The following is a 22,620-nucleotide window of genomic DNA, read 5'->3' on the forward strand; positions in this document are numbered from 1 at the left end:
TCGCAGCGGCGGAAATCGGCGGCATCCTCCACTGCCGCCGCAGCACCTTCATCTGCCTGGCAGCATCGTCCTCTGCCTGCCAAGTTCTTCCTCTCCTTCATTGACGATGCGACGATTTTTTGCCACATCCTTGATGAAAGTGTGCTGCAGTCAAAATCCGGTTTGCAAGAACCTGGGGGCAATCGCCCGGCGGCAGCGTATTACCCTGTGCGGCGGTCAAGTCCGGCAGGGCGTTTAGGAAAGCTCGTAGGACATGGTACTGAACTTTGAAGATCTCCGGACCAAGATGGTCGACAATCAATTGCGCACGACCGACGTGACCGACAAGGCCGTGCTGCAGGCATTCCTCGCAGTGCCGCGCGAAAAGTTCGTACCAAGCGTGCGCGAGGCACTCGCCTATATCGATGACGACGTGATGGTCGCCACGGCGACGGCCGAAACGCCGGCGCGCTACCTGATGCAGCCATCGCCCTTCGCCAAGCTCGTCCAGCTCGCAAATGTCCAGCCCGAGGATGTCGTCCTGGATATCGGCTGCGCCACCGGCTATTCGGCGGCGGTGCTCTCCCATCTCGCCACCTCGGTCATCGCGGTGGAATGCGACACCAATCTTGCCGGGCAGGCGACCTCGCTCCTGTCCTCGCTCGGCTGTGACAATGTCGTCGTCGTCACCGGCCAGCTCGAGAACGGCTATGCCTCCGAAGCCCCCTTTGATGTAATCATAATTGAGGGTAGCGTTGACTACGTTCCTGGTCCACTATTTGAACAGTTGAAAGACGGTGGGCGTCTGGTGGTCGTTGAGGGTAGGGGAAACTCTGGCAAATCAATGGTTTACGTGAAAAACGAGGGAATCATTTCCGGTCGTCGCGCTTTCAATTCGGCAGTGAAGCCGCTGCCAGGCTTTGAGAAAAAGCCGGAATTCGAATTCTAGACCGGGTTGTACCTGAGGCATAAGTGCAACGGTCGCCTACTTTGTTTGTGGAATGGGGATCAGGCCTGTAGTCATTTCGCAACCGGACGAGTATTGAAAATTCCGTCGAACCGATTGGTTCGGTCGGCGATTAGAGAGAATGAAGGGGTTTATAGTGTTCATAGCGGGCAAGCGATTATTAACCGCAGCGCTGATGTCAGCCACGGTACTAGCCTCTACGCCTTCAATGGCTGAGACCATCTTTGGCGCCATGGCCAAAGCCTACCAGAACAATTCCACGCTCAATGCCGACCGGGCCGGCGTCAGGGTTACCGATGAAGGCGTCGCCATCGCCAAATCCGGCTACCGCCCGGTCATCAGCAGCACGGCAAGTCTGAGCGTTGCGAATACACGTTTCGACTCGGGCATCAATGGCACGAGCCGCACCGGTACGTTCGGCGTGTCGATCAACCAGATGCTGTTCGATGGTTTCACCACCAGGAACAATGTCGCCGGCGCCAAGACGCAGGTCCTTGCCGCCCGTGAAAACCTGCGCAACTCCGAGCAGAACAGACTGTTCGCGGCGGCACAGGCCTATATGGATGTCTACGTTACCCGGCAGATCGTGGCGCTGCGCCAGCGCAATATCGAAGCACTGGACGAGCAGTTGCGTGCAGCGCGCGCCCGCTTCGATGTCGGCGAGGGAACGAGGACGGACGTGGCCCAGGCCGAGGCCGGAAAGGCAACGGCCATCGCCGAGCTCAATCTGGCAAAGTCCAACGCCAAGACCGCCGAAGCGACCTATATCCAGGTTATCGGCGACAAGCCAACCAAGCTCGCAACGGCAAAACCGGCCTCCAAGAACCTGCCACGTTCCATGGATCAGGCCTATGAGATCGCTTCCAACACCCATCCGGCCATCCTTGCCACACGTTATGCGGTGGATGCCGCCGGCTACAACGTCAAGGCGGTAGAGGGCGAATTGCTGCCGCAGGTCAGCCTCACCGGGGAAATCTCCCGTGAGGATATCTGGGAGACGCCGAGCTATTCCACCTCCGCAGGAGACGATTCCGTGACGGCAAGCGCGGGTTTGAGAGTGACGGTGCCGATCTATAGCGGCGGCCGGACCTCGGCACGCGTGCGGCAGAACAAGGAAACCGTTGCGCAGCGCCGTATCGAAGTCGATGTGACGCGGGACAGCGTCCGCCAGGCCATTGCCTCGTCCTTTGCCGAGTTGGAGTCCGCAAAGGCCTCCACCATTGCGCAGCGCACTGCGGTCTCTGCCGCGCAGCTCGCGCTCAATGGCGTCATCGAGGAGCGCAAGGTCGGCCAGCGCACGACGCTGGACGTGTTGAACGCCCAGAACGATGTGATCACGGCGCAGATCCTGCTGGTTCAGGCCGAGCGCGATGCGGTCGTCAGCAGCTATGCCGCCCTGTTGGCGACGGGTCGCCTCTCGGCGAAGCAGCTTGGTCTCCAGGTCGCCGAATACAGGCCGGAAGAGCATTACGAGGCGGTCAAGGACAAGTGGGGCGGTTTGCGCACGCCGGACGGTCGCTGATAGCAGGCTGATTTTCATTATCGGGCAGGGCCGCCGGAGGCAATTCGGCGGCCTTTGCTTTTGCGCGGCGCGTCATCAAAAGTCTGTGGGTTAGTTTCAATCCCGCAATGCAGGGATTCTCAAACGACACGCCAGCCACTACACTCCATGCAGATTCGCTGCACAGCACCGAAACAAGATGTAGTAGGCATTATCTCATGGCACAATCATCCAGCCTGGCGCGTGAACCCTCGATGGAGGAGATTCTCGCCTCCATCCGCCGCATCATCGAAGAAAGCGATACGGGCAAGCCGGACGATCTGCCTCCGGTGGCTGTGAATTCCGATGCGCCGCGTTTCGCCAGAGCCGACGAGCTGGAGAGGGGCGAGGAGCCGGAGACAGAGCAGGAATTGCCGCCGCGCGAGGGTATTGCGCTGTCGAGGCCGTTTACCCAGCCGGCCGAACCGGCCGTGGAAGCCATATTGACGGACGCGGTGTTGAAGCCTGCCATCGACGACGAGGTGGTGGAGGCGGACGAACTGCCATCCGCTCCGGCACATTCGGCCCCGGCACCAGTAGCCCCGGCACCAGTGGCCAAGGCTCCGGAAGTCAAAGCTCCGGAAGTCAAAGCTCCCGAAGCCAAGGCGCCTGAAGACGAGATGCCCGAACTGGCTGAAGACGAGGCTCCCACGGCTCATCCCGTCAGCGAGGCGGTGCAGCCTCCGGCCGAGAAGGACGAGCAGCCGTCGCAGCCGGAAGCCGTCAGCAAGCCGCCTGTTCCCGAAGCGGCGCAGCAACTGGCGCCCGGCCGTCCGGAGATCGAAGACGAGCTCAATCACGCCGTATCGAGCAATCTGGGCCAGGCCCTGGAACCCATCCTTTCGGCGGCGGCGGAGCGCCAGGTGAGCGCGGCATTCGATGATCTGTCCTTTGCCGTCCGCAGCGAGCCGCGGCGTTCCTTCGACGAGATCGCACAGGACATCATGCGCCCGCTGCTGCAGGAGTGGCTGGACGACAACCTCCCGACCCTCGTGGAAAGGCTCGTGCGCGAAGAGATCGAGCGGGTCGTCCGCGGCGGCATGAAGCGCTGAACCTCGCCTGCGCCCGTGATACGGCAGGCAACGCCCGGGAACTGCCAAAGATGCCGGCCCAAGCTGTCGGCCAAAGACTGGCGCGTAGGGCGGCCGGGCAGAAACAGCCGGGCCGAATATAGTCGGCATTGACTTATCTCCGTCGTTTGGGTTTACACCAGTACAACTCCCCCTTCCGCAAATGACGGACAATTAAATGCTTGATAAGACATATGACGCCGCTGCCGTAGAGCCAGAGATCGCCAAACGCTGGGACGAGGCCGGCGCCTTCAAGGCCGGTGCGGGTTCGAAGCCGGGCGCCGATCCTTTCGCGATCGTCATACCGCCGCCGAACGTCACCGGATCGCTGCATATGGGCCATGCGCTCAACAACACGATCCAGGACATATTGGTGCGCTTCGAGCGCATGCGCGGCAAGAACGTGCTCTGGCAGCCGGGCATGGACCATGCGGGCATCGCGACGCAGATGGTCGTGGAGCGGCAGTTGATGGAACGCCAGCAGCCGGGCCGCCGGGAGATGGGCCGTGAAAAGTTCATCGAGCGCGTCTGGGAGTGGAAGGCCGAGTCCGGCGGCATCATCGCCGGGCAGCTGAAGCGCCTCGGCGCATCCTGCGATTGGTCGCGGGAGCGGTTCACCATGGATGAGGGCCTGTCGCGGGCCGTCATCGAGGTGTTCGTCACGCTCTACAAGCAGGGCCTCATCTACAAGGACAAGCGGCTCGTCAATTGGGATCCGAAGCTTCTGACCGCCATTTCCGACGTGGAAGTGGAGCAGCACGAGGTCAAGGGCAATCTTTGGCATTTCCGCTACCCGCTGGAGAATGTCGCCTTCGACCCGGAAAATCCGCACACCTATATCGTGGTGGCGACGACGCGGCCCGAAACCATGCTCGGCGACACGGGCGTTGCCGTCAATCCGGACGATGCGCGCTACCATGCGCTGGTCGACAATAATGTGGTGCTGCCGCTCGTTGGCAGGCATATACCGATCGTTGCCGACGACTATGCCGATCCGGAGGCTGGATCGGGTGCGGTCAAGATCACTCCGGCGCACGATTTCAACGATTTCGAGGTCGGCAAGCGCAACAATCTGCGCCAGATCAATATCTTCAACACGGATGCGTCGGTCTTCCTCAAGGACAATAATGATTTCCTTGAGGGGCTGGAGCAGTCGAGCAAGCTCGACCAGCTGATCCATGCGCTCGATGGCAAGGACCGCTTCGCGGCGCGCAAGCTCATCGTCGCGATGATGGAGGAAGGCGGCTATCTCGAGAAGATCGAGGACCATGTCCACTCGGTGCCGCATGGCGACCGGGGCGGCGTGCCGATCGAGCCCTACCTCACCGACCAATGGTATGTGAATGCGGCCGAACTCGCCAGGCCGGCCATTGCCAGCGTCAGGGAAGGCAGGACGAACATCATCCCGAAGAACTGGGAAAAGACCTATTTCGACTGGATGGAGAACATCCAGCCCTGGACCATCTCGCGGCAATTGTGGTGGGGACACCAGATTCCCGCCTGGTACGGGCCCGATGGCCAGGTCTTCGTCGAAAAGAGCGAAGAAGAAGCCTTGAGCGCGGCGGTGCAGCACTATCTGGCGCATGAGGGCCCGATGAAGGCGCATGTGCAGTCGCTGCTGGAAGATCTGAAGCCCGACCAGATACTGACCCGCGACGAAGACGTGCTCGACACCTGGTTCTCATCGGCGCTCTGGCCGTTCTCGACGCTCGGCTGGCCGGACAAGACGCCGGAACTCGCCACCTATTACCAGACCGACGTGCTCGTCACCGGCTTCGACCTCATCTTCTTCTGGGTCGCCCGGATGATGATGATGGGCCTGCATTTCATGAATGAGGAGCCGTTCCACACCGTCTATATGCACGCTCTCGTTCGCGACAAGAACGGCGCCAAGATGTCCAAGTCGAAGGGCAATGTCATCGATCCGCTGGAACTGATGGACGAATACGGCGCCGATGCGCTGCGCTTCACCCTGGCGATCATGGCGGCGCAGGGCCGGGATGTTAAGCTCGATACCAGCCGCATCGCCGGTTACCGCAATTTCGGCACCAAGCTGTGGAATTCGACGCGCTTCGCCGAAATGAACGGCGTCACGGGGGATCGCTCCTTCAGGCCGGAAGACGCGAAGCTGACGGTCAACCGCTGGATCCTGACCGAGCTGACCAATACGGTGCGCGAAGTCACCGATGGCATCACCTCCTATCGTTTCAACGAGGCGGCAGGCGCGGCCTATCGTTTCGTCTGGAACCAGTTCTGCGACTGGTACATCGAATTGCTGAAGCCGGTCTTCAACGGCGAGGATGCGGACGCCAAGGCGGAAGCGCAGGCATGCGCCGCCTATGTCCTCGACCAGATCTACAAGCTGCTCCATCCGTTCATGCCGTTCATGACCGAAGAGCTCTGGGCGCGGACCGCCGGCGAGGGCAACCCGCGCGAGACATTGCTGTGCCATGCGCCATGGCCGGTCCTCGATTTTGCCGATGCGGAATCCGCGGCCGAGATCAACTGGCTGATCGACCTCGTCACCGGCATACGCTCGGTGCGGGCGGAGATGAACGTGCCGGCCTCGGCCGTTGCGCCGCTCGTCGTCATCGATGCCAATGAGGCCACCAGGGCAAGGCTCGAGCGCCATGACGCTTCGATCAAATGGCGGGCGCGGGTGAAGTCGATCGAATTCGCCGACGCAGCGCCCAAGGGCTCGGCGCAATTCGTCATAGGCGAGGCAACCGCATGCCTGCCGCTTGGCGATCTCATCGATATCGAGGCCGAAATCGCCCGTCTCAACAAGGAAGCCGGGAAGATCGCCGACGAAATGGAGAAGATCGGCAAGAAGCTCGGCAATGAGAAATTCGTCGCCAATGCCAAGCCCGAAATCGTGCAGGCGGAACGCGACCGGCTGGACGAACTGGAACAGGCAGCGGACAAGATCGGCACCGCCATCCGGCGGGTGCGCGACGCGGGTTGATTCCTTTCGGCTTCGAAAGCGACATGGAATGGCGGCAAGGCCTTGAAACCGGGCTGCCGCCACCCTATTTAAGCCCGTTAATAGCCCCAATTTCGTCATTTTTGATGCTCGTTGCATTTGCGCAACATTGACGTTTTTCGGCCGAAAAACCCTGTTTTTCGCTCCTAATTCATTCTGATTAGGCCGGGAATTTCGGATTAGCTTCGAAAATTTCTACAAAATCGACGTTTTTACGTATTCGTCAATTCCGGGTGCCGCGCGGTGTCCAGACAATGCGGTTGCGCGCCTCTCGCTCTCTTGGTTACCTGTTACGTATTGGTAATAAAGACACGAAATTTTAGCGCAGGCGCATTTCGTTGGGGAGGAGAGACTTATGGCAAAAACGGTATCAACAGTCCTGGGTGGAGCACTGTTGTTGACCAGCATCGCCACTGCAGCACAGGCCGGAGGACTTGAGCGCGGGGGGTATAACTGGGATTTGCTGTTTAGCGAGGAGCGTTTCGCATCGGAAGCTGGCGTCATCTACGTCATGCCTGACCGGCGCATCAAGAATGCGCGCGATACGGACCCGACAGACGGCATGGGCGCCAATGGTGCCGGCGGCGGCGCGACGTCCGTGGACGAGACGGAAGACTACGCCATTCCGCGCTTCGGCGCCAAGGTCGGTCTCACGCCGGAATTCGACTGCCTGGCATCCTACAGCCAGCCATGGGGCGTGCATACCAAGCCGGGCAGCGGCTGGGTCGGCGCCAATGAAAACATCGAGACCAAGGTCGAAAGCCATGATTACGGCCTGACCTGCTCCTACAAGTTCGATGTCGGCAAGGGCTTCGTCCGTGCCATCGGCGGCGTGTCCTACCAGGAAGTCGAAGGCTTCAAGGAGCGTCTCGTTCTCGGCCAGGTCCTGCAGACGCCATATGCCGCCGCGGGCTTCGACGGCACCGGCGTTCTCGACCTTGAGGGCGACGGCTACGGATGGCGCATCGGCGCGTCCTACGAAATTCCTGAAATCGCCCTGCGCGCCAGCCTGATCTATAATGCCGAGGTCGATCTCGGACAGGTGAACGGCACGGTCGACGTGACGGAAGTTCCGGCCGCCTTCGCCAATCCCAAGCTGCCCTTTGCCGGCCGGGTCATCGACGTCTACGGCACGGCAACAATGCCGCAATCCGTCGAATTCAAGTTGCAGAGCGGCTTCGCCCCGAACTGGCTGGCCTATGGCTCGGTCAAATGGGTGGATTGGAGCGTGCTGGACGTGATCGCCTTCTGCCCGACCTCGAGCAAGGGCGCCGTCGCCTGCGGTCCGAGCTCGCCGGCCCGCGTGACGTCCCTCGACCTGATGTTCCGCGACGGCTGGACGGTGACCGCCGGCGTCGGCCACAAGTTCAACGACCAGTGGAGCGGTTCGGTACAGGTCAGCTGGGATCGTGGCACCTCCACGGGCCTGACGACCCAGACCGATACCTGGCTGCTGTCTTCCGGCGTGGCCTGGTCGCCCAACAAGAATGTCGAACTGCGCGTCGGCGGTGCCGTCGGCATCCTGACCTCCGGTTCGTTCGGACCGACGGAATGCGTCGGCAATCAGCCATGCGGCACCAAGGTCCGCTACGATTTCGACGATGATTTCGTCTCGGCGCTGTCGATTTCCGGCAAGGTCAAGTTCTGATCTGACGTCCAGACCCGATAATGGCGAAGCTCGGCAGAAATGCCGGGCTTTTTGCATGTCCGGGCGGGGCGGCGTTACGGCCGGTCCGGCGCTCATGGCGCTTGTGTTGATTCGGCAACAGTGTTGCAGGATGAGTCGCCCGGTGGCCGCCAGACGTCCAATTTGCCCATTTTGCGCCACAAACCCGGAGCACCTCGATTGTGCGGTAACCTTTTGACGGTATGAATGACTGGTTGACCGCTTGGGGAAATGATGGAAGCGACACTTTATTCGCATGTCTTCTTTGCTGGCCGCCGTGGGGCGTCGGGCAGCGATTCAAACAGGACCAGCGCGCGCTACCGCACGAGCGCTGCGCCGGACGGCATTCTTGCTAGCCTCATTCCTGCCGGCCTCAATCCTGCCAGCCCAACTCTTGCCAGCCCAACTCTTGCCGAAATACCGCCCAAAGATGGCTCCATTAATGTGAAAGAATTCACATTACTGCCAAAGAGCGCGATCCGTTCGCCCGTATTGGCGTTGAATTCTCCGGCCATTCGCTCGGCGCGATCCGTTGATGCGACAGCGATGGCATGGTCCCAGAAAGACGTGCTGCCATGCTGATCGCTGATCGTTTTCTTGCATCCTTTACCGGAATGGGCCTGCTGCTTGGCGCCATGACGCTGCCTTGCCACGCCTTCGATACCAAGACCGAGATGAATGAGGACTCCAGTCCTTTCGCGCTCTTCAAATTCGGCTTCTCCGCCTACAAGAACGGCCACAAGGACGAGGCGGTCAAGGCCTTGCGCTTCGCCGCTGAGAAAGGGCACCAGGGCGCCAACTGGAAGCTTGCACGCATGTATGCGGAAGGCGACGGCGTCGAGGAAGACGATTACGAAGCCTACAAGATGTTCGAGCAGGTGATCCAGGAAGGGGCCGACCAGGGCACCCAGAACGAGAGCTATGTATCGGACGCGCTGGTGGCGCTTGCCGGCTACATCAAGCGCGGCATCCCGAATTCGCCGGTGCGCTCCAATCCCATGGCTGCCCGCGACCTCTATATGCAGGCAGCGTCCAATTTCGGCGATCCGAATGCCCAGTTCGAGCTTGGCAGGATGCTGATGAAGGGCGAGGGCGGCCAGTCCAGCCCCAACCAGGCGGCGCGCTGGTTCCGTCTTTCGGCCCAGAAGGGCCATGCCGGGGCGCAGGCCATGCTTGGAAACCTGCTGTTCCAGGCCGGCAAGACCGTGCGCGGCCTCGCGATGATGACGGCGGCGCTCGAACATGCGCCCAAGCAGGATCGCACCTGGATCAGCGGCCTGCAGGAACAGGCATTCTCACTGGCCGACGAGGCCGACCGCCGCACCGCCATGGTGCTGGCGCAGGATATCGTCCGCACCGGCGACTTCTAAGGCTCGACTTCGCCTCACGCCAGCGAGATGGCGACGGGCACGTGGTCGGACGGCTTCTCCCAGCCGCGCACATGTTTTTCGACAGAGGCCGAATCCAGCATGTTGGCGGCTTCGGGCGAAAGCATGAGATGATCGATGCGGATGCCGTTGTTCTTCTGCCATGCGCCGGCCTGATAATCCCAGAACGTATAGGTGCCGCCGGCATCGGTGACGCTGCGCAGCGCATCGGTGAAGCCGAGATTCTCCAGGCGGCGGAATGACTGGCGCGTCTCCGGCTGGAACAGCGCGTCGTTCACCCAGCTTTCCGGCGTCCTGGCGTCGATCGGCTCGGGAATGACATTATAGTCGCCCGCCAGCACCAGCGGCTCCTCCAGGGCCAGCCGCTCCTCGGCCCATTTCTCCAGCCGGGCCATCCAGCGCAGCTTGTAGGGAAATTTCTCGGTGGTGATCGGATTGCCATTGGGCAGATAAAGCGAGACGACGCGCAGGACGCCCTTTTCGGTCGAGAACACCGCCTCGATGAACCGGGCATGCTCATCGGTATCTTCGCCGGGCAGGCCGCGATTGACCTCCTCCGGCGTGGATTTCGACAGGATGGCGACGCCGTTGAAGCCCTTCTGGCCGTGCGTCTCCACATGGTAGCCCAGTTCCTCGATCTCGGCGCGCGGAAAGCCCTCGTCGACCGACTTGATCTCCTGGAGGCAGACGATGTCCGGGTCCGATTCGCGCAGCCATGCCTTGAGCACGTCGATGCGCGCCTTCACGCCATTGATGTTCCAGGTGACTATCTTCATCGAGTCGGAGATCCCATTGTTCTGATGCGGGAACGATACAAGCCCGACGGATGGCGGGTCAAGGAAGGACAGGCTTCCATCAACCGACCGTGTCACAGGCGCGGATGCAGGAGGGGGATCAGATCGAGAAGCTGGTTCCGCAGCCGCAGGAAGCAGTGGCGTTCGGATTGCGGATCTGGAACGACTGGCCCATCAGGTCATCGACGAAATCGATCTCCGAGCCGCCGATATAGGGCAGGGAGATGGAATCGATCAGCACCCTGGCGCCGAGTTTCTCGATGACGATATCATCGGCATCCTGCCCGTCGACCAGATCGTACTTGTAGGAAAAGCCGGAGCATCCGCCGCCTTCGACCGAGATGCGCAGGGCGGTCTTGTCCGGTTCGGACTGCAGAATGGCAGAAATTCGCTTTGCCGCCGCGTCAGACACAGAAACATTTGCAACTTCGCTCATCGTCATCATCCCTGAAGTGCGCGGCCGCAGAGGCCATAATGATCCGCGCGCACCTTGCTAATCGTCATACAGCATAGCTAAGAATTGGGAAACCGGAAGTCAACGGCCCCCCATTCACGATATCGAGGGTCCACGACAATCGGATCCACGAATATTGGAAGGCAGCTTTCGTATGTCCATAGAGGGTTTGGGGGTTGGCTACAGGGAAAGGGCGTCCTATGCCAGCGATCCGCGCTCGAGCCGGGGTCGCCTCGTCGGCGAGATCGAGAGCCCGACGCGGACGGTCTTCCAGCGCGACCGCGACAGGATCATCCACTCCACCGCCTTTCGCCGCCTCAAGCACAAGACGCAGGTGTTCATCGCCCATGAGGACGATCATTTCCGCACCCGGCTGACCCATACGATAGAAGTGGCGCAGATCGCCCGGGCGCTGGCGCGCTCCATGTTCCTCGACGAGGATCTCGCGGAGGCGATCGCGCTCGTCCATGATTTCGGCCATACGCCCTTTGGCCATACGGGCGAGGATGCGCTCGATGCGAAGATGGCGGAATTCGGCGGCTTCGACCACAATGCGCAATCGCTGCGGATCGTGACCAAGCTGGAGCGGCGCTATGCGGAATTTGACGGGCTCAACCTCTGCTGGGAGACGCTGGAAGGGCTGGTCAAGCATAATGGACCGCTGATCGGGCCGCATGCCGCCTCCCAGCCCGTGCCCCTGGCCGTGCTCGAATATAACCGCCGCAACGATCTGGAACTCGATCGCTTTGCCTCGCTCGAAGCCCAGTGCGCCGCCATCGCCGACGATATCGCCTATAATGCGCACGATATCGATGATGGGCTGCGTTCCGGGCTGCTTTCGCTCGACAGGCTGGCGGATGTCGCCATCATCGGCGATATACTGCGCAGCGTCCGCGAAAAATACCCCGCGCTCGACGATACGCGCACGACGCACGAGATCGTCCGCCGCCAGATCACCCTGATGGTGGAGGACGTGATCCGCCAGTCGCAGGCCAATATCGCGGCGCTGAAGCCGCAGACCATCCGCGACGTGCATGAGGCGGGGCGCAAGATCGTGGATTTCTCGCCGGAAATGCGGGAGGCGGAAAAGGCCTTGAAGAAATATCTCTACGCCAATCTCTATTTCCACGAGAGCGTGGTGCGGGTGCGCAAATCCGCCGAGCGCATTGTCGCCGAACTCTTCGACGCCTATTTTGCCGATGTCGGCAACATGCCCGAGGGCTGGCGCGAGGCGCGGGAAGGCGCCAGTGAGGCGCAACGCGCACGGCATGTCGCCGACTTTCTGGCCGGCATGACCGACACCTATGCGGTGCGGGAGTATCGGAGGCTGTTTGACCGTACGCCCGAATTGGCTTAAGCGTTCGCCCAGCTATGGACCGGGTCGCCGGTCCTTCTGATAACAATCAAAGAGTACAATCGTCATGAATATCTTCGCTGACTTCGATGCGCGGATTAAGAACGCCCTGCAAGCCCTTGATTTGAAAAACTCGGAAGGTGTTGCGGTTGATCTCTCTCGCGTTGGTGTCGAGCCGCCGCGCGATGCGAGCCATGGCGATATCGCGACGAATGCCGCGATGGTGCTCTCGAAGGCAGTCGGCCAGAATCCGCGCGAACTCGCGGCGAGAATCGGCGAAGCACTGAAAAACGATCCGGATATCGGCGCCATCGAAGTGGCGGGTCCGGGCTTCATCAACCTTCGGCTGAAGGACAATTACTGGCAGCGGCAGTTGACGACGATGCTGACGGCGGGTCTCGACTACGGCCGCTCGCAGCTCGGCTACGGCCACCGGGTCAATGTCGAATATGTATCGGCCAATCCGACCGGGCCGATGCATGTCGGCCATTGCCGTGGCGCGGTCGTCGGCGATGCGCTGGCGAACCTGCTTTCCTTTGCGGGCTATGACGTCTGCAAGGAATATTACATCAACGATGCCGGCGCCCAGATCGACGTGCTGGCGCGGTCCGTCATGCTGCGCTACCGGGAAGCGCTCGGCGAACAGATCGGCGAGATCCCTTCGGGGCTCTATCCGGGCGACTATCTGGTGCCGGTGGGGCAGGAACTCGCGACCGAGTTCGGCACCAGGCTGCTGGCAATGCCGGACGAGGAGGCCCTTGCCATCGTCAAGGACAGGACCGTCGATGCGATGATGGCGATGATCCGCGACGATCTCGCTTCGCTCAACGTCCACCATGACGTGTTCTTCTCCGAGCGGGCGCTGCACGCCAACAATGCGAAGCTGATACGGTCGGCCATCAACGACCTTACGTTGAAGGGGCATGTCTACAAGGGCAAGCTGCCGCCGCCCAAGGGGCAATTGCCGGACGATTGGGAAGACCGGGAGCAGACCCTGTTCCGGTCCACGGATGTCGGCGACGATATCGACCGGCCGCTGGTCAAGTCGGACGGGCAGTTCACCTATTTCGCCGCCGACGTCGCCTATTTCAAGGACAAGTACGACCGGCATTTCGACGAGATGATCTACGTGCTCGGCGCCGACCATGGCGGCTACGTGAAGCGGCTGGAATCGCTGGCGCGGGCCGTTTCGGGCGGTACCGCGAAGCTGACGGTGCTGCTCTGCCAGTTGGTGAAGCTCTACCGGGATGGCGAGCCCGTGCGCATGTCGAAGCGGTCGGGCGAGTTCGTCACGCTGCGCGACGTCGTCGAGGAAGTCGGCCGCGATGCGGTACGGTTCATGATGCTTTACCGGAAGAACGACGCGCCGCTCGATTTCGACTTCGCCAAGGTCACGGAACATTCGAAGGACAATCCGGTCTTCTACGTGCAATACGCCTCGGCGCGTTGCCACTCGGTGTTCCGCCAGGCGGCCGAGCAACTGGGCATCGGCGAAATCGACCTGGCGGCGAGTTCCAGGCACTTCGGCCTGCTGACGGAAGAGAGCGAAATCGCCTTGATCCGCAAGCTGGCGGAGTATCCCCGGCTGGTCGAAACGGCGGCTCAACATCAGGAGCCGCACCGGGTCGCATTCTACCTCTACGACCTCGCCAGCGCCTTCCATGCGCAGTGGAACAAGGGCACCGAAAATCCGGACTTACGTTTTATTAAGGTTAACGATCCAGACTTGTCCCAAGCCAGGCTAGGGCTGGTTCAGGTTGTTTCGAAGGTTTTGGCGTCCGGTCTTGCTATCATAGGTGCGGACGCCCCGACCGAAATGCGCTGAAAGCGTTGAAAACCCTGTCAACTTTTGCCCACATTGCGCTGGTATGGCCAATGCGCGACGTCTTCGGGCGTCCACAGTTGAGAGTACAGGATAAACGCCATGGCGGACAACTACCTTCAGCGTTCTCACCGGCAGGATGATTCGCAACACGGGAATGACGATCCTTTGATGGAACTTTCCCGGATCATGATCGACCCGGCCGGAACGAGTGATGATCTCGCTCTGGATCTGGAGCGGGAATTGATGGGGGGGCTGGACGACGAAGCCCCTGCCGCTGCGGCACCCACCCATGCGGTCAGCAGTCTCCAGCAATCGCTGCAGCGGGAGTTCTCTCCCGTCCAGGCCACGCCGCCGGTTACGGCCTATGCCGAGCCTGACTATGCCGACTACGAACCCGAAGACACCTTCCCGGACGCCGAGGCAGGCGAGGGGCCGGAAGCCTCCGCACAGCAGGCAGGAGCCTCCGGCGAGCCGTCGCTCAGCCTGGAAGACGAGCTGGAAAACCTTCTGGCCGGCGCAGCGCCTCAGGTCGAGCCGACGCCGCAACCGCAAGTCACACGCAGCGCCAACGCATCCTGGGGTTACGGCTCCCGGTCGAATGTGGCGGGCCGGCCCGAACCGGCGCCGATCATCGCCCGTTCGGCCAGCCAGCAGCCCGCACAGCCTGCTGCCGCCGAGGCGCCTGTCGCCTACCAGCCGCCTCCCGCACAGCTTGCCTATTCGGAGCAGCCGGCAGAGGAGAAGCATCAGTCCACGGCCTATGCCGCTCCGTCCGCGGAGCCGGCGGAAGTCGATGCGTTCGACGCCGACGAACTTGCCGCTGCTTTCGATAATTTCGATTTCTCCGAACAGGAGACGATCGCCGAGGCCCCGGCTCCCGAGCGGCAGACGCCGGAACCATTGCAGGTTCCCGTCGCGACGCCCGTTTCGAGCGCGCCCAGCGTTCCGGAAGTGCAGGCGCTCAATCAATATGCCGATGAGCTTGATCGCGCCGTAGCGGCGGAGCCCGTGCGCTCGGCCCCGGTGGTCGAGACGGTGCCGGTCACCGAAAGCCGCGTCGACTACACCGAAGCGCTGGACCTGCCCAAGGTCGAGTACGAGGAGGATACGCCGGTCCATTATGCGGTGGACGATATTGCGAGCGAATTCACCGAAGTGTTCGGAACCCTGGAGCCCGAGCCGGCACCTGCGCCTGCGCCAGCCCCGGCAGCGCCGATAGAGGCTGCCGCGCCGGCCGAGAAGCCGAAAGACGATTATTCGGAGATATTCTCCGATGTCTTCAGCTACAATTCCGGGCAGAACCAGTCCAGTGCCACTGCCTATGCGGCGGCGGGCGCGGCGGCTGCCGGCATGGCCGCGGCGGCGAGCCAGGGCGCTCGCGCCACCTATCAGCACGGGCCCGAACACGATGCCGATTTCGGCTATGATCCGCGCCATGACGGCGTCGACATGGCGGCGGTGCCGCCAAGTGCCGCGACAAGGAAGACCGGCCGCAGCCCGCTTTTCGTGCCGGGTGTTGCCGCCGCCGTCATCCTCGTCGCCGTCGGCGGTGCGGTCGCCTATAAATGGGTGGGTTCCGGCAGCGGCGAACCGGTGGTGATCATGGCCGATACTGCGCCGACCAAGGTCAAGCCTGAAACGAACAATGCGCCTGTCGTGCCGAACCAGGACAAGGCGGTTTACGACAGGGGTGCGACGGCGACGCCCGAAGCGCCCAAGCAGGAACAGCTGGTGACCAGCAGCGAAGAGCCGGTCGATCTTGCCGCCGCCGATGACGATGCCGGCGTGCCGATCATGGAAAAGGCCGATGCGCGCATCGATCCGATCCAGCAGGACGCCGCGGAAAACCAGCCGGCCGAGCGCAACAGCGCCATTGCGCCGCGCAAGGTGCAGACTATGGTCGTTCGCCCGGATGGCACGATGGTGGCTTCGATCAACGATGACGCCGCCCCGGCCAATGCCGGCCCGGCAGCGGCACCGGCGGAGCGCCCGGCAGCGGTCGCAAGTTCGCCGGTCCAGGCCGAGAACGATGATGATGCGATCGGCGCACTGGTGGATTCTGTCCCGTCCGATGCGACGCCGGCAGCACCCGAGGCCGCAGCACCGGCAGCACCCGTGGCCACAGCACCCGCCGCACCGCGGGCCGCAGCCGCAGCCGCGCCGAAGCCTGTCCAGACCAGGAAGGTCACGCCGGAAACGACTGCGGCGGTAGCGCCGACCAACGTGCCGCTCGGTGATCGTCCGGCCGAACAGCCGCTCGACATCGTCGATCGGGTACCGCCGAAAGCCGCCGCCGCGGGCCAGCAGGTCGCATCGGTAGCGCCGGCCGCCGGAAGCTACGTGATCCAGATTGCTTCGCAGCCGACGGTCGAGGGTGCGCAGAAGTCCTACGCGTCGCTGTCGCAGAAGTTCGCAGGCGTGATCGGCGGACGCGGCGTCGATATCCGCCAGGCGGAAATCGCAGGAAAGGGCACCTATTACCGGGTCCGCATTCCTGCCGGCTCCAAGTCCGACGCGATCAACCTCTGCTCGAAATACAAGTCTGCGGGCGGCAACTGCTTCGTCACCCGGTAGACCGGCACAAATCTTGACGGGAGCCCCGCATCGCGCGGGGCTTTCGTCGTTTCAGGCGCCCGCCTGGCTGCCGCGGGCGCCATGGCGAAATCGCTTCAACAATTGGCTTCAGCCCGATAGAATCGGATCATGAGCGAATCAAAAGCATGGATTGCCGGCACGTCCGGAACAAAACTCACCCCGGACGAGATCGCGTTCTTTGCGGACGAGCGACCCTGGGGCTTCATCCTTTTCGCGCGCAATGTCAGCGAGCGGGCGCAGATCGAGGACCTTTGCGGGCATCTGCGCCATGTGGTGCGCCGGGACGATGCGCCGATCCTGATCGACCAGGAGGGAGGCCGCGTCCAGCGGCTGCGTCCTCCACTGGCTCCCGACTATCCCGCCGGCGCGGCGCTTGGCGCGCTCTACCGTTCGGACGAGGAGCTTGGCCTGCGCGCTGCCTGGCTGCTGTCGCGCCTGCATGCCTTCGACCTGTTGAAGCTCGGCATCGATGTCGATTGCCTGCCCGTGCTCGACGTGCCGGTGGAAGGCGCCAATGACGTGATCGGCGCGCGCGCCTATGCCAAGGAGCCCGCCATCGTCGCCGCCATGGGCGCTGCGGCGGCGGAGGGGCTGCTTGCGGGCGGCATGCTGCCGATCATGAAGCACATTCCGGGCCATGGCAGGGCCTTTGCCGACACGCATCACGAGCTTCCGACGGTGACGACGCCGTTCGACGATCTGGCCGAGCATGATTTCGCCCCGTTCAAGGCGCTGGCGCATCTGCCGATGGCGATGAGCGCCCATGTCATCTTTTCCGCCATCGATCCGCAGCTTCCGGCGACCACGTCGGGCAAGGTGGTCGAGGAGGTCATTCGCGGCCATATCGGTTTCGAGGGGCTTTTGATGAGCGATGATGTCTCGATGAACGCACTTTCTGGGGATTATGTCGATCGCAGCAAGGCAATCTATGCTGCGGGGCTGGACATGGTGCTTCATTGCCATGGCATCATGGACCAGATGCGGGCGGTAGCCTCCGTTGCTCCGGACCTGCAGGGCAGGACGCAGGAGCGGGCAAGGCAGGCGCTGGCCTGTCGCCGGAAGCCGGATGCTTGCATCGAAGAGGAATTGCGCGAAGAGTTCGGGCAGATGTTTGAGGCCGTGGCATAGAGCGAGAGAATTTGACAGCGGAACAGACAGGGACGACGGCAAACAAAACGGCGCGGATGGACGCGCCGATGGATGCGCTATGGGACAACGCCACCGATCGCGGTCTCAGCGAGCCGACCTTCGTCATCGACGTCAACGGCTTCGAAGGCCCGCTGGACCTGCTCCTGCACCTGGCGCGCAACCAGAAGGTCGATCTCGCCCGCATTTCCGTGGTCGCGCTGGTCGATCAATATCTGCAGTTCATCCGCCAGGCGCAGGCGCTGCGTCTCGAGCTTGCGGCCGATTATCTCGTCATGGCCGCCTGGCTTACCTACCTCAAGTCCAAGCTGCTCATCCCCAAGGCTCCCGGCGATGCCGGCGAAAGCGGCGAGGAACTGGCGGCGACGCTGCAATTCAGGCTCAAGCGCCTGGAGGCCATGCGCGATGCCGCCATGAAGCTGATCAACCGCAACCGGCTCGGGCGCGACGTTTTCGCCCGCGGCATGCCGGAAGCGGTCATCGTCGAGCAGACCAATAGCTATTCCGCCACGCTTTATGAATTGCTGACCGCCTATGCGTCGCAACGCCAGAAGCGCGCCGTATCGCAGGTGCAGATCGCGCGCCGCAGCGTGTGGTCGCTCAAGGATGCGCGGACCATTCTCATGCGCCTTGTCGGCGAATTGAAGGACTGGACGGCGCTCGACCAGTATCTGATCCAGTTCATCGTTTCGCCGGCCGAGCGCAGGACGGCCATTGCCAGTTCCTTCGCCGCCAGCCTCGAAATGGTGCGCGAGGGGCATCTGGAGATAAGGCAGACCGGCGCTTTCGAGCCACTTTACCTGCGCAACCCTCCGGAAGCGCGCGTCAAGGATGCGGTGAATGGCTGAGATGGACGAAAACAGCGTCGACGAGCAGGACCAGGAGGACTGGAACTCCCGCGTGCCCGTTTCCGAAGCCCTGCGCATGGCGGAGGCAGTCCTTTTCGCCTCGGCCGAACCCGTTTCCGAGAAGGCACTGAAGGAACGGCTGCCAAGTGGCGCCGATATTCCGGCCATTCTCGGCGAATTGCAGGAAATCTACTCCAAGCGCGGCATCAATCTGCGCCAGATCGGCGGTTCCTGGGCGTTTCGCACGGCTGCCGATCTCGCCTTCCTGATGAACCGCGAGGCAGTGCAGTTGAAGAAGCTTTCGCGCGCTGCCTTGGAAGTCCTTGCGGTCATCGCCTATCACCAGCCGGTCACGCGCGCCGAGCTCGAGGAAATCCGCGGTGTCGAGACTTCCAAGGGCACGCTCGACGTGCTGATGGAAACGGGCTGGATCAAGTTTCGCGGCCGGCGCCGCACGCCCGGGCGGCCGATCACCTATGGGACGACCATCGCGTTCCTGGACCATTTCGGCCTGCAGGAGGTGCGCGATCTGCCCGGAATCGACGAATTGCGCGGTGCGGGCCTGCTTTCGGCGCGCATGCCGACCAATTTCGCCATACCGGTTCCGGCCAATGACCCCGACGAACTGACCGAGGACGAGGACCCGCTGACGGATATCGACCTTGCCGAACTCGGCCTGCTGACGCCTCTCGATGACGGCGATTAGCGGCGCGATCTTCCCGGCAATCAGTTCGCCACATTTTCCGGCGAATATATTTTGACGCGCGCTTTTCGATTGCCACTTGCGCTGAGAACGCGTGAATGTGAAACAACAAGTGCGACTTGTGTTTGAAACGCACGAGCAAAAAGCTTAAATCAGCTCAATCGATTGGGTGAATGCGAGGAAAAAATGGGTAGTTTTTCAATTTGGCACTGGCTTATCGTGCTGGCCGTGGTGCTTCTGTTGTTTGGCCGTGGCAAGATCCCGGAATTGATGGGCGACGTTGCCAAGGGCATCAAGAATTTCAAGAACGGCATGAGCGAGGATGACACCAAGGCTGCCGACAACGCCAAGACCATCGACAATGAACCGAACCAGCCGGTGAATTCGGTCAAGGAAAAGACAACAAAGTCCTGAGCTTTTTGTCATGACCTGCATTCCGCGCGCGGCGCCCGAGCCGCGCGGCGGCTGGAGCTAATAGATGTTTGAAATCGGTTGGTCGGAAATTCTTGTAATCGCCATCGTCCTGATCGTGGTGGTTGGCCCCAAGGATCTGCCGAAGATGCTGCGGGCCTTTGGCAAGGCCACGTCCAGATTTCGCGCCACTGCCGGTGAGTTCCGCCGTCAGTTCGACGAGGCCTTGAAAGAGGCCGAGCTCGACGATGTGCGTGAAATCATCAATGACGCCAAGAGCCTCGATCCCCGCAACGACATCCGCAAGGTGTTCGATCCGGTAAGGACGATCGGCGAGGAAATCCGCTCCAGCCTCAACGATCCGGCGCCGGGGGCGAAGGACAATGTCGCCATTCCGGACCCGGGCGCTCCCGGCGCGGAGCCGAGCCAGCCTCAAGTCGCCCAGCCGGCAACGGCGGCCGGACAGGCAGCAGAGCCGGTAGCGGCCGCCGGGCAGGTACCAGAGCCGGCAACGGCGACCGGACAGGTAGCAGAGCCGGCCGCACCGGCGAAGAAGCCGGCGGCAAGGGCAACCGCCAGGGCTGCTGCAAAGACAGCCGCAAAACCCGCGCCAGCGGCAAAGGCCACGGCAAAGCCGAAAGACAAGCCGGCAGGTGCCGCTTCCACCCGGACGGCGAAGCGGCCCGCCGGGACAGGCAGTGCGAGGAAGAAACCGTGAGCCATTCCGACGACGAAATCGACAAGAGCTCGGCGCCCCTGATCGAGCACCTTATCGAACTGCGCCGCCGCCTCATCTGGGCGCTGCTGGCGTTCTTCGTGGCGTTCCTCGGTTGCTTCCACTTCGGCAAGCAATTGTTCAACCTCCTGGTCATTCCCTATCAATGGGCCGTGGGCTGGGCCGGTTTCGATCCGGCCAAGGCACAGCTCATCTATACGGCGCCGCAGGAATTCTTCTTCACGCAAGTGAAGATCGCCATGTTCGGCGGGCTGGTCATCGCATTCCCGGTGATCGCCTCGCAGGTCTACAAATTCGTGGCGCCCGGTCTCTATCGCAACGAGCGCATGGCATTCCTGCCATTCCTGATCGCATCGCCGATCCTGTTCCTGATGGGCGGCGCGCTGGTCTATTTCTTCTTCACGCCGATGGTGATGTGGTTCTTCCTGGCCATGCAGCAGCAGGGCGTGGCGGGCGAAGTGCAGATTTCGCTGCTGCCGAAAGTATCGGAATATCTCAGCCTGATCATGACACTGATCTTCGCCTTCGGCCTGGTGTTCCAGCTGCCGGTGGTGGCGACGCTGCTGGCGAGGGTCGGGCTGGTCGGCTATGAGGGCATGAAGTCCAAGCGCAAATATGCGATCGTCATCGCCTTCGTCGTCGCCGCCGTGATCACGCCGCCGGACCCGGTGAGCCAGATCGGCCTTGCGCTTCCAACGATCCTTCTCTACGAGATTTCCATCTGGATGGCGCGCCTGGTCGAGAGGAAGCGTGAGGCGACCAAAACGCAAGCCTCGCCGAGCGAACTCTCGTCCTGAAGCTCCCTTCAGTCCGCAGGGCCTCCGCGCCCATGAGTTCCAACAATTCGACTAAACGGCTTTATTCCCATGCTCGATATCAAATGGATACGTGAGAACCCGCAAGCGCTCGATGCGGCCCTGGCAAAACGCGGTGTCGCGCCGGTCTCGTCCCATTTGATCGATCTCGACGAGAAGCGCCGGCAGCACATTGCCAGGCTGCAGGAGGCGCAGGAGCGCCGCAACGCCGCCTCGAAGGAGATCGGCAAGGCCATGGCCGCCAAGGACCAGGCGACGGCCGACAGGCTGAAGGCGGAAGTGGCGGAGATCAAGCAGTTCCTGACCGGGGCCGAGGAAGAGGAGCGCCAGCTCGACCGGGCGCTGGGCGAAGCGCTTTCCGTTCTGCCGAACGTGCCGCTCGCCGACGTGCCGGTCGGCAATGACGAGAGCGGCAATGTCGAGGCGCGAAGGGTCGGCGACCTGAAGAACTTCGCCTTCGAGCCGAAGGAACATTTCGATATCGGCGAAAAGCTCGGCTATATGGATTTCGAGCGGGCGGCGAGACTGTCGGGCAGCCGCTTCACGGTGCTGAAGAGCCAGCTAGCGCGGCTGGAGCGCGCGCTCGGCCAGTTCATGCTCGACCTGCATACGAACGAACATGGCTATGTGGAGGTCAGCCCGCCGCTCCTGGTCAATGACGAAGTGCTCTACGGCACCGGCCAATTGCCGAAATTCGCCGAGGACCTGTTCAAGACCACCGATGGCCGCTACCTCATTCCGACCGCCGAGGTGCCGCTGACCAATCTCGTCCGCGAAGAGATACTCGACATCCGGGACCTGCCGCTGCGCATGACCGCGCTGACGGCGTGTTTCCGCTCGGAGGCGGGCTCGGCCGGCCGCGATACGCGCGGCATGCTGCGCCAGCACCAGTTCATGAAGGTCGAGCTTGTGTCGATAACCGATGCGGATTCCTCGCTCGCCGAGCATGAAAGAATGACCGCCTGCGCCGAAGAAGTGCTCAAGCGCCTCGATCTTTCCTTCCGCACGATGGTGCTCTGCACGGGCGATATGGGCTTCGGCGCGCAGAAGACCTATGACATCGAGGTCTGGCTGCCGGGACAGCGGGCCTACCGCGAAATTTCGAGCTGCTCCGTCTGCGGCGATTTCCAGGCGCGGCGCATGAATGCGCGCTACCGCCCCGAGGGCGAGAAGGCGACGCGCTTCGTGCACACGCTCAACGGCTCCGGCACGGCGGTCGGCCGGGCGATGATCGCGGTGATGGAAAATTACCAGAACGAGGATGGCAGCATCACCGTGCCGGCTGCGCTCGTGCCTTACATGGGCGGGTTGACGCGGATAGAACGGGCAGTTTGATCGAAGGGGAA

Annotated in this window: 19 protein-coding genes; 17 read left to right on the top strand and 2 right to left on the bottom strand. The window is 62.1% G+C overall.

Annotated elements, in window-relative coordinates:
• Positions 1 to 253: 253 nt before the first annotated feature.
• The 7 genes from OSJ75_RS03125 (at position 254) to OSJ75_RS03155 (ending at position 9,575) form a co-directional block, all read left to right on the top strand.
• Entirely contained in the window at positions 254 to 928 is a 675-nt protein-coding gene (locus tag OSJ75_RS03125) for a protein-L-isoaspartate O-methyltransferase family protein (RefSeq protein WP_267226897.1), read from the top strand.
• A 139-nt stretch (positions 929 to 1,067) separates the two neighbouring features.
• On the top strand, positions 1,068 to 2,468 hold the full coding sequence (locus OSJ75_RS03130) for a TolC family outer membrane protein (RefSeq protein WP_267226898.1): 1,401 nt from the start codon (positions 1,068 to 1,070) through the stop codon (positions 2,466 to 2,468).
• Positions 2,469 to 2,665: 197 nt separating this feature from the next.
• Positions 2,666 to 3,538 (top strand): PopZ family protein, encoded by an 873-nt coding sequence (locus OSJ75_RS22860; protein ID WP_323748392.1) that lies wholly within the window; start codon positions 2,666 to 2,668, stop codon positions 3,536 to 3,538.
• A 196-nt stretch (positions 3,539 to 3,734) separates the two neighbouring features.
• The gene (locus OSJ75_RS03140) at positions 3,735 to 6,521 is read left to right on the top strand and encodes a valine--tRNA ligase (protein WP_267226899.1); all 2,787 of its coding nucleotides are present in this window, start codon (positions 3,735 to 3,737) and stop codon (positions 6,519 to 6,521) included.
• Positions 6,522 to 6,894: 373 nt separating this feature from the next.
• Entirely contained in the window at positions 6,895 to 8,187 is a 1,293-nt protein-coding gene (locus OSJ75_RS03145; protein WP_250014053.1) for an OmpP1/FadL family transporter, read from the top strand.
• A 252-nt stretch (positions 8,188 to 8,439) separates the two neighbouring features.
• Positions 8,440 to 8,787: a hypothetical protein gene (locus OSJ75_RS03150; protein WP_267226900.1), complete on the top strand. Its 348-nt coding sequence runs from the start codon at positions 8,440 to 8,442 to the stop codon at positions 8,785 to 8,787.
• A complete protein-coding gene (locus OSJ75_RS03155; protein WP_250014057.1) occupies positions 8,781 to 9,575 on the top strand; it encodes a tetratricopeptide repeat protein in 795 nt (264 codons plus the stop codon). Before OSJ75_RS03150 ends, OSJ75_RS03155 begins: the two co-directional genes overlap by 7 nt.
• A 14-nt stretch (positions 9,576 to 9,589) precedes the next feature.
• Here the strand turns inward: OSJ75_RS03155 and xth are convergent, their stop codons facing one another.
• The gene (gene xth / locus OSJ75_RS03160; RefSeq protein ID WP_250014059.1) at positions 9,590 to 10,369 is read right to left on the bottom strand and encodes an exodeoxyribonuclease III; all 780 of its coding nucleotides are present in this window, start codon (positions 10,367 to 10,369) and stop codon (positions 9,590 to 9,592) included.
• Between the two features lie 118 nt (positions 10,370 to 10,487).
• Positions 10,488 to 10,823 carry an iron-sulfur cluster insertion protein ErpA gene (gene erpA, locus OSJ75_RS03165; RefSeq protein ID WP_250014061.1) on the bottom strand — a complete coding sequence of 112 codons (336 nt, stop codon included), beginning with the start codon at positions 10,821 to 10,823 and terminating at the stop codon, positions 10,488 to 10,490.
• 172 nt (positions 10,824 to 10,995) lie between these two features.
• On the opposite strand from erpA, the gene OSJ75_RS03170 reads away from it, so the two are divergent.
• The 10 genes from OSJ75_RS03170 (at position 10,996) to serS (ending at position 22,609) form a co-directional block, all read left to right on the top strand.
• Positions 10,996 to 12,198, top strand: a complete 1,203-nt coding sequence (locus OSJ75_RS03170) for a deoxyguanosinetriphosphate triphosphohydrolase (RefSeq protein ID WP_267226901.1) — start codon at positions 10,996 to 10,998, stop codon at positions 12,196 to 12,198.
• 64 nt (positions 12,199 to 12,262) lie between these two features.
• Complete coding sequence (gene argS, locus OSJ75_RS03175; RefSeq protein WP_267226902.1) at positions 12,263 to 14,020, top strand: arginine--tRNA ligase; 1,758 nt, start codon at positions 12,263 to 12,265, stop codon at positions 14,018 to 14,020.
• 99 nt (positions 14,021 to 14,119) lie between these two features.
• Complete coding sequence (locus tag OSJ75_RS03180) at positions 14,120 to 16,594, top strand: SPOR domain-containing protein (RefSeq protein ID WP_267226903.1); 2,475 nt, start codon at positions 14,120 to 14,122, stop codon at positions 16,592 to 16,594.
• A gap of 129 nt (positions 16,595 to 16,723) precedes the next feature.
• Positions 16,724 to 17,743, top strand: coding sequence for a beta-N-acetylhexosaminidase (gene nagZ / locus OSJ75_RS03185; RefSeq protein ID WP_250014066.1), 1,020 nt, complete (start codon positions 16,724 to 16,726; stop codon positions 17,741 to 17,743).
• A 68-nt stretch (positions 17,744 to 17,811) separates the two neighbouring features.
• Positions 17,812 to 18,609, top strand: a complete 798-nt coding sequence (locus OSJ75_RS03190) for a segregation and condensation protein A (RefSeq protein WP_267226904.1) — start codon at positions 17,812 to 17,814, stop codon at positions 18,607 to 18,609.
• The gene (gene scpB / locus OSJ75_RS03195; RefSeq protein WP_267226905.1) at positions 18,602 to 19,315 is read left to right on the top strand and encodes an SMC-Scp complex subunit ScpB; all 714 of its coding nucleotides are present in this window, start codon (positions 18,602 to 18,604) and stop codon (positions 19,313 to 19,315) included. Before OSJ75_RS03190 ends, scpB begins: the two co-directional genes overlap by 8 nt.
• A gap of 183 nt (positions 19,316 to 19,498) precedes the next feature.
• Positions 19,499 to 19,726, top strand: a complete 228-nt coding sequence (locus OSJ75_RS03200; protein ID WP_250014069.1) for a twin-arginine translocase TatA/TatE family subunit — start codon at positions 19,499 to 19,501, stop codon at positions 19,724 to 19,726.
• 64 nt (positions 19,727 to 19,790) lie between these two features.
• A complete protein-coding gene (gene tatB / locus OSJ75_RS03205; protein WP_267226906.1) occupies positions 19,791 to 20,441 on the top strand; it encodes a Sec-independent protein translocase protein TatB in 651 nt (216 codons plus the stop codon).
• Positions 20,438 to 21,256, top strand: a complete 819-nt coding sequence (gene tatC / locus OSJ75_RS03210) for a twin-arginine translocase subunit TatC (RefSeq protein WP_250014071.1) — start codon at positions 20,438 to 20,440, stop codon at positions 21,254 to 21,256. Before tatB ends, tatC begins: the two co-directional genes overlap by 4 nt.
• A gap of 69 nt (positions 21,257 to 21,325) precedes the next feature.
• Positions 21,326 to 22,609: a serine--tRNA ligase gene (serS, locus tag OSJ75_RS03215; RefSeq protein WP_267226907.1), complete on the top strand. Its 1,284-nt coding sequence runs from the start codon at positions 21,326 to 21,328 to the stop codon at positions 22,607 to 22,609.
• The last annotated feature ends 11 nt before the right edge of the window (positions 22,610 to 22,620 follow it).

The organism is Phyllobacterium sp. 0TCS1.6A, from assembly GCF_026420825.1.
GTDB lineage: Bacteria > Pseudomonadota > Alphaproteobacteria > Rhizobiales > Rhizobiaceae > Phyllobacterium.

What these genes read in the sequence shown, in the direction of transcription:
- argS (WP_267226902.1), top strand. Translation starts at nt 12,263, where the DNA reads ATGAATATCTTCGCTGACTTCGATGCGCGGATTAAGAACGCCCTGCAA.
- OSJ75_RS03150 (WP_267226900.1), top strand. Translation starts at nt 8,440, where the DNA reads ATGGAAGCGACACTTTATTCGCATGTCTTCTTTGCTGGCCGCCGTGGG.
- erpA (WP_250014061.1), bottom strand. Translation starts at nt 10,823, where the DNA reads ATGAGCGAAGTTGCAAATGTTTCTGTGTCTGACGCGGCGGCAAAGCGA.
- OSJ75_RS03155 (WP_250014057.1), top strand. Translation starts at nt 8,781, where the DNA reads ATGCTGATCGCTGATCGTTTTCTTGCATCCTTTACCGGAATGGGCCTG.
- serS (WP_267226907.1), top strand. Translation starts at nt 21,326, where the DNA reads ATGCTCGATATCAAATGGATACGTGAGAACCCGCAAGCGCTCGATGCG.
- OSJ75_RS03190 (WP_267226904.1), top strand. Translation starts at nt 17,812, where the DNA reads ATGGATGCGCTATGGGACAACGCCACCGATCGCGGTCTCAGCGAGCCG.
- xth (WP_250014059.1), bottom strand. Translation starts at nt 10,369, where the DNA reads ATGAAGATAGTCACCTGGAACATCAATGGCGTGAAGGCGCGCATCGAC.
- nagZ (WP_250014066.1), top strand. Translation starts at nt 16,724, where the DNA reads ATGAGCGAATCAAAAGCATGGATTGCCGGCACGTCCGGAACAAAACTC.
- tatB (WP_267226906.1), top strand. Translation starts at nt 19,791, where the DNA reads ATGTTTGAAATCGGTTGGTCGGAAATTCTTGTAATCGCCATCGTCCTG.
- OSJ75_RS03145 (WP_250014053.1), top strand. Translation starts at nt 6,895, where the DNA reads ATGGCAAAAACGGTATCAACAGTCCTGGGTGGAGCACTGTTGTTGACC.
- OSJ75_RS03180 (WP_267226903.1), top strand. Translation starts at nt 14,120, where the DNA reads ATGGCGGACAACTACCTTCAGCGTTCTCACCGGCAGGATGATTCGCAA.
- scpB (WP_267226905.1), top strand. Translation starts at nt 18,602, where the DNA reads ATGGCTGAGATGGACGAAAACAGCGTCGACGAGCAGGACCAGGAGGAC.
- OSJ75_RS03140 (WP_267226899.1), top strand. Translation starts at nt 3,735, where the DNA reads ATGCTTGATAAGACATATGACGCCGCTGCCGTAGAGCCAGAGATCGCC.
- OSJ75_RS22860 (WP_323748392.1), top strand. Translation starts at nt 2,666, where the DNA reads ATGGCACAATCATCCAGCCTGGCGCGTGAACCCTCGATGGAGGAGATT.
- OSJ75_RS03125 (WP_267226897.1), top strand. Translation starts at nt 254, where the DNA reads ATGGTACTGAACTTTGAAGATCTCCGGACCAAGATGGTCGACAATCAA.
- OSJ75_RS03170 (WP_267226901.1), top strand. Translation starts at nt 10,996, where the DNA reads ATGTCCATAGAGGGTTTGGGGGTTGGCTACAGGGAAAGGGCGTCCTAT.
- OSJ75_RS03130 (WP_267226898.1), top strand. Translation starts at nt 1,068, where the DNA reads ATGAAGGGGTTTATAGTGTTCATAGCGGGCAAGCGATTATTAACCGCA.
- OSJ75_RS03200 (WP_250014069.1), top strand. Translation starts at nt 19,499, where the DNA reads ATGGGTAGTTTTTCAATTTGGCACTGGCTTATCGTGCTGGCCGTGGTG.